Annotated in this window: 8 protein-coding genes; 1 reads left to right on the top strand and 7 read right to left on the bottom strand. The window is 40.1% G+C overall.

Going from position 1 to position 11,141, the window contains the following annotated elements:
* Positions 1 to 199 precede the first annotated feature (199 nt).
* The 7 genes from ACEW8U_RS15225 to ACEW8U_RS15195 all read right to left on the bottom strand — a co-directional run bounded on the left by ACEW8U_RS15225 (position 200) and on the right by ACEW8U_RS15195 (position 8,842).
* The gene (locus tag ACEW8U_RS15225; protein WP_373522908.1) at positions 200 to 481 is read right to left on the bottom strand and encodes a hypothetical protein; all 282 of its coding nucleotides are present in this window, start codon (positions 479 to 481) and stop codon (positions 200 to 202) included.
* Between the two features lie 91 nt (positions 482 to 572).
* Entirely contained in the window at positions 573 to 1,961 is a 1,389-nt protein-coding gene (locus ACEW8U_RS15220) for an arginine decarboxylase (RefSeq protein ID WP_373522907.1), read from the bottom strand.
* A gap of 128 nt (positions 1,962 to 2,089) precedes the next feature.
* Positions 2,090 to 2,575, bottom strand: coding sequence for a hypothetical protein (locus ACEW8U_RS15215; RefSeq protein ID WP_373522906.1), 486 nt, complete (start codon positions 2,573 to 2,575; stop codon positions 2,090 to 2,092).
* 590 nt (positions 2,576 to 3,165) lie between these two features.
* Entirely contained in the window at positions 3,166 to 3,576 is a 411-nt protein-coding gene (locus ACEW8U_RS15210) for an Rrf2 family transcriptional regulator (RefSeq protein ID WP_373522905.1), read from the bottom strand.
* A gap of 64 nt (positions 3,577 to 3,640) precedes the next feature.
* Entirely contained in the window at positions 3,641 to 4,513 is an 873-nt protein-coding gene (locus ACEW8U_RS15205) for a sulfite exporter TauE/SafE family protein (RefSeq protein ID WP_373522904.1), read from the bottom strand.
* 169 nt (positions 4,514 to 4,682) lie between these two features.
* Entirely contained in the window at positions 4,683 to 7,235 is a 2,553-nt protein-coding gene (locus tag ACEW8U_RS15200) for a TonB-dependent receptor (protein ID WP_373522903.1), read from the bottom strand.
* A 179-nt stretch (positions 7,236 to 7,414) separates the two neighbouring features.
* A complete protein-coding gene (locus ACEW8U_RS15195; protein WP_373522902.1) occupies positions 7,415 to 8,842 on the bottom strand; it encodes a phytoene desaturase family protein in 1,428 nt (475 codons plus the stop codon).
* A 213-nt stretch (positions 8,843 to 9,055) separates the two neighbouring features.
* On the opposite strand from ACEW8U_RS15195, the gene glgX reads away from it, so the two are divergent.
* The gene (gene glgX, locus ACEW8U_RS15190) at positions 9,056 to 11,140 is read left to right on the top strand and encodes a glycogen debranching protein GlgX (RefSeq protein ID WP_373522901.1); all 2,085 of its coding nucleotides are present in this window, start codon (positions 9,056 to 9,058) and stop codon (positions 11,138 to 11,140) included.
* Position 11,141 lies beyond the last annotated feature (1 nt).

Below are 11,141 nucleotides of genomic sequence, written 5' to 3'. Positions count from 1 at the left end.
GATGTGTAATCCTGCGGGTGTTTTTAAATTTAATATGACAAATAACCAAATTTTTTATTGAAAACCCCAAATTAACGTTGGCAAAGTAGCTAAAACTACAAGAGACATACCTATTTTCAACACAAAAAATTTAACTTAAATAATATTTTTATAGATTTTTTAAACAAAAATACATAGATACAAAACTTCTTTTTCCAAGTTAGGATTCAGTTGGAATTTCGCCGTTTTCTTGCTCTATAATAAAGATTTCTATCCTGCCTGATTTTTCTTTCTCAGCCAGTTCAGTCAGTTTTTTTTCAGCAAATACCAATAGAACATCAATCCTATTCAAATAATTGTCTGCTTCAATTTTGTAATAGGTTTGATTTTCCAAAACCTTTGGTTGCTGTTCTAGATAAACAATCTGAACTTGCTCCATTGATAAATGAAGATTCATCCAAAAACTAAATATAAAGGCTGTCAGAATTTTTGTCATGGTCATTTATCAAAGTTGTGGCGTCATAATTTACTGAAAATCTCGGATGATAGTTCAAAAATAAAGCGTAGTTTATAAAACTACGCTTTATTTTGTCTCAGTATCCCAGTATTTTCATCATGCTCTCACTGTTTTGTTCCGGTGAAAACAACCAATGTTTGATACTACCATCTGTATCTCTGTCAATTATGACATGCTTGGGTGCCGGAATCAGGCAGTGTTGAATACCACCATATCCTCCCAGGGATTCCTGATAAGCTCCTGTATGGAAGAATCCAATATATTGTTTTTTTCCCGTCTCGATTTTAGGCAAATATATGTTGAATTGGTGGGCCTCCGAGTTATAATAATCCATACTGTCGCAAGTCAATCCCCCAAGACTAATGTTATGATATTCATCATCCCAGTTGTTTACAGCTAGCATGATGTACTTTTGGTTCATACCCCAACTATCTGGTAATTGGGTAATAAAGCTGCCATCGATCATATACCACAGTTCCTTGTCATTCTGAAGCTTTTCATCCAAAATGGAATATAGCACTGCACCGCTTTCCCCGACGGTATAACTTCCGAATTCAGTAAAAATATTCGGTTCATCCGTATGGTTTTTAGCACACATCCATTTGATGTTTTTCACAATCTGCTCTGCCATATACTGATAATCATAGTCAAAAAAGACACTGTATTTGATTGGCCATCCACCACCAATATCCATAGAGTCTAGGGACGGAGCTACTTTTTTCAAATCAACATACTTTTGAATAAAGCGGGTCAGTTCAGACCAATAATAGGCTGTGTCTTTAATACCTGAGTTGAGAAAAAAATGAAGCATCTTCAAAGAAACATTCGGATTATCTTTGATTTTTTCCTCATAAAGACTGATGATATCATTATACCGTACTCCTAGCCTAGATGTATAAAACCCGAATTTAGGTTCTTCATCTGCAGCAATTCTGATACCGACCTGAAAGGGAACCTTCACATGTTCCAAATAATAGTCAATTTCAGAAAGGTTGTCCAGTATAGGAATACAATTTACAAACCCATCATTCAATAATTCTGATACATATTGTTTATACAATTCCCTTTTGAAGCCGTTACAGATTATATAGGTCTGTTTGTTGATTTTTCCTTTTTCATACAGACTTCGGACCAAAGGGATGTCAAAGGTAGATGAGGTCTCTATATGAATGTCATTTTTTAAGGCCTCATTCAAGACAAAACTGAAGTGGGAAGACTTGGTACAATAGCAATAGGTATACTTTCCTTTATATTCATGTTTTTCTATGGCGTTGCCAAAATAGGTTTTCGCATTTTGGATATTCTCAGAAATCTTGGGCAGGTATGTCAGCTTGAGCGGGGTCCCGTAAGTCTTGATGATCTCCATGAGGTTGACGCCATTGAAATGGAGCTCGTTATTATCTACATGAAATTCTTTTGTGGGGAAATCAAAGGTCTGCTGAATGAGATCAATGTATTTATTCATTATAATATTTGATTTAAAGCTTGAAAACCAACTACAAAACTTGCTTTTAATATTGGTAATTCAAACGAAAAAAGGGGAAAATCCAAATGGAATCCCCCTTTTTTACAAGATTTAATATTTAGAAAACATTATGCGAAAAGCTCCTTTCTAAGTAGTTGTTCCTCTTTGGCAAATGCTTTTTGGTTTGCAATTGACTTTTTCAAAATCTTTTTGAACCTGATTTCATCTGATACAAACCTGAAAATTTTGTTCAGATAATTGTTGACTTCAGCTTCTTGAGAAACATAGAACTTCAAAGAATACCTTGACAAATCCTTCTCAAAATCCAGTATTACAGCATCCTTATGACCAAGGCTAATCAGTCCATTAAACAGCCCTTTGACAGCTTGGAATTCTTCAGAAAGCTCAAAGTAGATCACATGGAAACTCTTCTTGGCTTCTGGAAAATTAGGGAAATCAAATGAGGCAGTCTCCAGCACATTCACCATTTCGCAGCTTTCTATGATTTCCAATGGGTTTAAATCTTTGGTATAAGCACCTTCTTTTTTGGTGATTTTCTGGAAAGCAAATATTTCGATTGCTGCGGTTTGCGTAGGTAATGAATGTGAACTCATGACAAGAATATTTAAATGAATGATCCAAAAATAAGTGATGGTTTTTTAATTTCCTAATTACCCTATAATTTTTATAGGGTTTTGGTGGAAATTATTTTTGATACGCTGCTTATAGAAATATCCACGGTGGTCAAAGTGATAATCAACAGCCAATTGAAGTCCTGTTTTTAGCAGTAGGGAATGATATACCACCTTGCCTCATGGAAATAATCTTTAAAGGCTTCACCGTGTCCATTCGAACTGTGATACCATTTCGGAATCTGGAATTGATTCCCCCACAATTCCCAATCCCGAATGGGATTGAATACTGATAGGTTATTTGCCCCGGATGGTAATCCGGGGGATAAGATTAAAAAGAAACGCTCAATATCCGCCCAACCCCGACAGGGGTTGAATTAAACCGGACTCTTTGGAAATAATTAAACCCTTTCAGGGTTGGGCTTTGTCGGGTTTGAGTTTAGGTTCAGGTCCCTGGATTTCATCCAGGGTAACTAACCTGACGGTATTTAATCCCATTCGGGATTTAAATCAATAGGAATCGCCCAATCACTTTATAATCAAAAATCATTAAGGCTTTAGCCAAATATTTTTCAAAGCCTCGCCAACTCCACTATGGTTTTATCCAAAACAGGGAGCATTTCTGTACGGAGTTCCCCGAATAACTTTCTGATGCGGCAGGTTTCTTCATCGGTACATTCGCCGCAGGATTCATAAAATCTCTCAGAAACACATGGAATCAGGGCAATGGGCCCATCAATGATCCGCATCAAATGGGAGACTGTAATCTCATTGGGATCTTTTGCCAAAGAATAGCCTCCAACCGCCCCACGTAAACTTTTTACAACCTGATGGGTTTTGAGTTCCCTCAGGATATTCTCCAAAAACTTGTAAGGAATTCTTTCATTTTCAGAAATAGTTTTTGCTGAAACGGGTGTTTGTTCTTTGTTTTCGTACAGGTAAAGAATTGTTTTGATGGCGTACTTGGCTCTTTTGGAAAGCATTGATTGTATGTTTAGCATCGAAAATACAAAAATTTTCAAGCATTGAAGGATACCGTCAATGGAATTAGGCAACCGATATGTAGAAGGTGCGGATACTGAGCCCTATGACCAAAAGTCCAACCATAGCCAATAATACGCTGGGATTGATTTTTTTTACAAACATCGCTGCAAATGGGGCTGCAATAACTCCGCCCAAAATCAGCCCGAGAATAGGTGCCAAACTCAGTTCTTTGATAAAAAACAAAAAGGTACTCGCGCTGGCCAAAGACACAAAGATCTCGACAAAATTTCCGGTCCCAATTGCATATCTGGGCACATGCCCCTTGCCCATCAAAGTTGAATTGACAACGGGTCCCCAACCGCCTCCCCCTATAGCATCCGCAAACCCCCCAATACTTGCCAAATAGGGAAGTGACCTGCTTTCGAAATTAAATTCTTTTTTCCTCTTACGGATTACTTTGGAAAGTATAATCAGCCCCATGACCATCAAATAGATAGCAATGTATGGTTTGATCAGGTTACCGTCAATATTCGAAAGAAAATATGCGCCCAAAATCGCACCTATTACTCCGGGGATCAAGAGCTTTTTGGCCAAAGACCACTGCACATTCCCCAATCTCCAATGTGAAATCCCCGAAGCCAATGAAGTGAAAACCTGGGCAAAATGCACCCATGCAGAAGCTACCGCAGGCGGAATTCCTATTCCTAAAAGAATGGAGTTTGAACTTACCCCATAAGCCATTCCTAATGCCCCGTCAATGGTCTGTGCTACAAAGCCCACCAACAAAAACCAAAAGAACATTTCATAATCCATCTCTGTACCTTCCCATATCCCAGAGAATGATTTGAATGCGATCAATAAAACCAACAAAAAACTGAACCCAAAAAAAACAGACCAGAATGGTTCTTCTTTTACTTTGATCAATATTTTTTCCATAATTCCGATAATTCTGGTAGGATTAGAACTTCAAAAATATAGTGATAATTTTTCAAAAACAACATTTCCTATAATATTTGTAGGGTATTAGTGAAGCTATTTCCAATTAAATATGAACAGGACAGTTCCCTACATCAATAAAACATTCAGAAAAGGAATGAAATTGAGGTCAATTTAATTTAAGATTGTAGGTAAATGTTAATCCAACAGTCCTTGGATCACCCAAAACTGCGGCATAATGTCCAGCATTGCCCGCACCGGGTAAAAATTGTTCGAAATATTGTGTGTCAAACATGTTTCTGGACCAGATAAAGAAAGAAAGGCCTGAATCTCCCCTGAAGCCTGCCCGTGCATTTACTACTGAGTAGCCATCAATATTAAGAAACTGCGAAGGTGATGGACTGGATGAAAACTCAGATCGGAAAAACAATTCAGAGCTAAGGAAAATCTTTCCTTCCAACCCAATAAATTTGGTTTTTTGGAACCATTCCCCACCAAATGACCCTGCCCATTTTGACACACCCGGCAACCTTCCTCCGGAAATGTCCTTGAATGGTTCATTGCCCACCTCTTCCAAGGGAACTGGCGCATTCGTAAATCTCACATATTTGGCATCAGTATAGGCCAAAGCTCCGAAGAAAGACAAAACTCTCGAAGCTTTCAGATTGGCATCCAATTCCCAGCCCTGAACACCTACCCTTTCCGCATTGGCCAAATATCCCCGGTTGACTGACAAATCCGGAGTTTGCACCAATGTTTGATAGTTTTTGATATCGGAATAATGGTAAACCAAATTGACTGTGGCGGTTCTGCCAGGACTAGATTTTACCCCGAATTCATAATGATTGACTTGTTCAGGTTCGATCCTTGCCAATTCTGTCATGGTCCTACCACTTTCCCTTGGCAAACCCCCAAGATTAACACCAACTGGTTTGAATCCGCTTGAATAAGTTCCAAATGCATTGATCTTTTCTGTGGGTCTGTAGGATAAAGTGAGTTGACCTGAAAAATTCGATTCGTCTACCCTTGCCGAAAAATCCTGATCGTTGTACACCTGATTTTTCAATGCAATCAAAGCAGGGTCATCGGTCTGCAGACCGCCATAAGTCCTTCGGTCAAATACCACGCTTTTTTGATCATAATTCCACCTCAATCCCGGAAGCACAAAGAATTTGTCAAAGACTTCCCAATCCAATTGGCCAAAAACCGCTCCACTAAAAGACTTCAGACTACTTGTCGTCCTGATACCATAGCCTTCCAATAAACCTGGAATTTCCCAAAGCGGATTCTGGTTGTTTTGAATAAAGCGCCATTGGTGGATACCGGATTCCTCTGTATGGTAAGGAGTGGATCTCAAGTCTTGATACAGACCAAAGACACCGATTATTCCACTCAATTTTGAATTGAATTCACTCGCATAACGGACCTCTTGAGACCACTGATTGTGCTTGAATGGTGCTTGGGAAAGTGAGAGCACTTGCAGTCCTGTAAAGTCCCTATCATTTGATGGCTCCCAATTCCAATACCTCCAAGCTGAAGTGGAAGTCAATGTTCCTCCTCCGACTTTGGCATCCACATTCAGTGATACTCCCCCTAAATCGTTATTGGATCTCCACGGTGTATCCTGGTCTACCACCCTATCAAATGGATTAAGGCTCGGCAGTTGATAATTCAGATCTGAAATAATCTGATTAAACTGTCTGAAAGGAGCTCTTTGGGTCGGAACTACACCTGCTATCACCTGTGCATATCCATCAGGTCGCTGTCTGGTTGCATCAGCAGCCAACAATAATTCTACATTGTCTGACGGCAAATAAAGAAACTGTCCCCTTAGCCCAAGGTTATTTAAAGTATTGATGTTTTTCTGATTGTATTCATTGAATACCAAACCATCCCTGCTTGTCCCTGAAAAGGATAAACGGCCTGCTGATTTTTTGCTGAGCGGACCGGTAACCGATCCACGGGTCTGGATAAACCCATAATTACCAAAGCTGGATTCCACTTTTGCATCCGGCTGAAATCTTGGCCTTCTGGTAGTTATATTGAATGCCCCCGCAGTGGTGTTTTTTCCAAAAAGTGTTCCTTGAGGCCCCCTCAAAACTTCAATTTGCTCAATATCAATAAAATCCAACGAAGTGACAGCAGGCCTTGCAAAATATACCCCATCCACATAAAAACCCACTCCAGGGTCAATTCCATCATTGGTCAAGCCGAAAGTCGAACCAAGGCCACGGATATTCAAAGTTGTATTTCTGGGATTGGAGGAATAAAGCTGCACTGTAGGCACCAATTCCTTCAGCCTGTTCACATTGAAGGCCTGGGTTTCTTCAAGTAAAGCACCACCGATTACTGAAATAGGAATAGGTACTGCCTGAACTTCTTCCTCCCTTCTTCTGGAAGTGATCAGAACTTCAGAAAGCACCAGGTCATCTTCCAATTGAAATTCAAGCAAGCTACTAACAGACTCATTCATATGTCTGGTAACGGACTTGAATCCAACAAAACTCACTTTAATAGATAAAGGATAGTTTTGGGAACTTTGAATCAAAAATTTACCATTGCCATCCGAGACCGCAAAATTAATGGTGCCTTCAACCAAAACTGAGGCCCCGATCACAGGTTTCCCGAATTCATCCTTGACAACTCCCTCTATGGAATTTTGGGCAAATGCGACATTTCCCAAAAAGATCAGGAAAACTAGAGTTGGTATACTTCTTCTCATAAAATGAGGATTTAAATTAGATAAAATAGGTAGTCAAGAATGATATCATATATTTCATACCTTTTTAGTATGATATATAAATCCAGATAATTAAAGTGCTTTAGATTTTTTGCGAAAGTTAATGAGTCGATTTTTATTTTCCTATATATCCTATAGTTTTTATAGGATACTGTAAAAAATTATCTAAATAGGTCCTTAATTACCCTTTCGGCTGCATGAAATCCACACATTCCATGTACCCCTCCACCGGGCGGGGTGGATGACGAACAGATATAAATGCCTTTGGAGGAAGTCCGGTAAGGAGACCATCTCAGTGCAGGTCTATTGAAAAGCTGGGTAATATCCATGGCACCTCCGTTGATATCCCCTCCGATATAGTTGGGATTATAGTCCTGCATTTCCATGGCGTTTTTGGTGCTTGTTCCAATAATAATATCCCGAAATCCGGGTGCAAATCTTTCGACCTGAGCTTCAATAATTGCCGTCATGTCCTGCCTGGAACCATTGGGCACATGGCAATAAGCCCATGCGGTATGGCTTCCCTCAGGTGCCCTGCTTTTGTCTACAATGCTTTGCTGAGCGAGCAATACATAAGGGTGATTCGGATGCTTGCCTTCCCAAATTTCTTTTTCGGATTTTGTTACTTCCTCTAAAGTGTTTCCGAGATGAACCGTCCCGGCCAATCTGGCTTTTATAGCAGAAAATGGGATCGCTTCCTTCAATGCCCAATCAATTTTGAACACCCCCATCCCATATTTGAACCTGCTTAACTGCCACTTGTACAGCCTGGAAAATTCTTCCCCGGCTATCTCCATCAATTGCTTTGGTGTTATATCAAATAAATAAGCTTTGGCTTTTGGCAATTCATTTATATGCCTGACATAAAATCCGGTCTGCACCTCCCCCCCCAGGGATTTAAAAAAGGCTGACATGGCATTGGCTATAGACTGTGAACCCATTTTTGGAATAGGCCAAGACCGGTGGTGACCAGAGGCCAATAATACCAGTGCCACAGCAGAAGTGGTGAGTTTGTCCAAAGGCTGAATCGAATGGGCAGCCATACCGGCCCATAACCCTTTGGCTTTTTCGGTTTTGAAATCTGACCTGGCCAGCCCATTGGCAGATCGCAAAGCCTTGATCCCGAATTTTGCCATTGAAATGGGATGTTTGGGAATCCTCATTGGTCCCAAAAAATCAACTGCTAGATTTTCCCAATCCCTGACGATCGGCTGAATCAAGTCTCTGTAGGCTTTTTCATCCCTGCCCAGTTCTACTGCGGTGTCATCAATTGACCTGTAAAGATATGCAGCAGTTCCATTGTCAAAAGGATGTGCCGCCAATACTTCAGGTTCCATCCATTCCAGTCCAAACTTATCCAAAGGCAAGGTTTTCAAAAATGGTGAGGAGACAGCCAAAGGGTGTATTGCAGAACAAACATCGTGAAGGAATCCGGGCAGGGTCAATTCCTTTGTCCGCATCCCTCCCCCTACGGTATCCGCTCCTTCAATCAAGAGCACAGCCAATCCTTTCTGCTGCATTCTAATGGCAGCAGCCAATCCATTAGGTCCTGAACCCACTACTATAGCATCGTATTCTCTTTTTTTCACAATTGATATTTTTTCAGAAGCCTTCCAATTGCTTCATAGATATTTTTTTTTGAAGAAAATTTACTTAAAAAAATCAATATAATGATTGATAAACAAACGAATAAGTAGTTTGTGCTTTTTAAAGAAAATTTACACCATTTGGACTATTTAAAGACACAACAATTCCCTTGTTTGTTAACAATTTATCCTTTCCTTTGTTGAACATATCACCCTATGTCACCCCGAAAATTGAAATACAAGCATAGCCCTGGGCAGAGTTTCCCCATTGGCCCCTCCTTTCAGAATGGAGGTATTAACTTTTGTTTATTCTCCAAAAATGCAGAATGGGTGGAGTTATTATTTTTTGATAAAGCAGAAGACATAGAACCCAATCAAACAATCCGATTAGAACCAAGCATCAACAAGACATATAAGTATTGGCATGTATTTGTAGAAGGTGTAAAACCGGGTCAATTATATGGATACCACATCCATGGTCCTTTTGAACCTTCCAAAGGACACCGATTTGATGCCTCAAAAGTAATACTGGATCCTTACTCTAAATCTGTAGCCATACCAGAAGGATATGACCGCAAAGCTTTGAGTGTTTTTGGAGATTCCACTGCCATGTCTATGAAAAGTGTATTGGTTGACCTTAAAAAATATGATTGGGAGGGAGATGAACATCCGAGAAGGCCATTTTCCAGAACAGTGATCTATGAACTCCATGTAGGAGGATTTACCAAAATGGCCAATTCAGGGGTAGAGGAAAGCAAAAGAGGTACCTTCCTGGGTCTGATTGAGAAAATTCCATATTTGGTTGAATTGGGTATCACTGCTGTCGAATTGCTTCCGATATTCCAATTTGACAGACAGGATGCACCTGAAGGTAGGGTAAATTACTGGGGATACAGTCCGATATCTTTCTTTGCTCCCCATCAGGGATACAGTACCGGAAAAAACCCTCTTCAGGTTTTGGATGAATTTAGGGACATGGTCAAAGCATTCCATAAAGCAGGTATTGAGGTGATTTTGGATGTGGTCTTCAATCATACCTCAGAAAATCATGAAGAAGGTCCGACATACACTTTCAGGGGAATTGACAATAGTGTATACTATATCCTTGAAAAAAACAGGTCTTCGTACAAAAATTATACAGGTACCGGAAATACCCTCAATGCAAACCAATCCATTGTGAGGAGAATGATCCTTTCAAGTCTTCATTTTTGGGTCAGGGACATGCATGTGGATGGTTTTCGATTTGATCTTGCTTCCGTATTGTCCAGAGATGAAAGAGGCAACCCTATTGAAAATCCACCTATTCTTTGGGACATTGAGTCCGATCCAATTCTTGCCGGCACCAAGTTGATTGCGGAAGCTTGGGATGCCGCAGGTCTGTACCAGGTTGGCAATTTCACAGGAGATAGTTGGAAAGAGTGGAACGGAAGGTTTCGGGATGATGTCAGGAGCTTTATGAGAGGGGACAAAGGAAAAGTAGGTGCTTTTGTGACCCGCATGATCGGAAGTCCGGACATGTATGAAGCCAAAGAAAGGGAATTGGAACAAAGCATCAACTTTATCACTTGCCATGATGGATTTACCTTGCATGACCTTGTTTCCTATAACAAAAAGCACAATGAGGCCAACGGGGAAAATAACCAAGACGGAAACAATGAAAACCTGAGTTGGAACTGTGGAGTAGAAGGACCTACCGATAATCCAAAAATACTTAAGCTTAGAAGGAGACAGATAAAAAACTTTTTAACATTGAATATGCTCTCCCTTGGCGCCCCGATGCTGCTGATGGGGGATGAAATACTACATACCCAAAATGGCAACAACAATGCCTACTGTCAGGACAACGAACTTTCATGGTTTGATTGGAACCTGATCAAAAAAAATAAAGACATTTTCAGATTTGTAAAAATCCTGATCAAAAAAAGACTTAAAAGAGAATCTTCTCAGGCAAATTTCAATCTCAGCCTAAGGAATTTTTTGACCCAGTCCACTATTCAATGGCATGGTGTCAGGCTTGGAGAGCCTGATTGGTCTGAAAATTCCCACAGCATTGCCATGACCATCAATTCCCTGAACGGTAAAATGTCCATGCACTACATGGTCAATGCTTACAGAAAACCACTGACCTTTGAAGTCCCCAGAGAAGTGGACGGCAAAAAAGTATCTTGGAGAAGATGGATAGACACCTCTTTGGAATCACCTGATGATATCTGCCTTTGGCAGCATGCTAAACCTCTTGCCAACGGTTCCTATCATGTGGAGGACAATTCCATTGTCATTCTTTTATCCAAAATCGGTTGAA

It is taken from the genome of Aquiflexum sp. (assembly GCF_041751335.1).
Taxonomy (GTDB): Bacteria; Bacteroidota; Bacteroidia; order Cytophagales; family Cyclobacteriaceae; genus Aquiflexum.
This window is presented reverse-complemented; position numbering and strand designations above follow the sequence as displayed.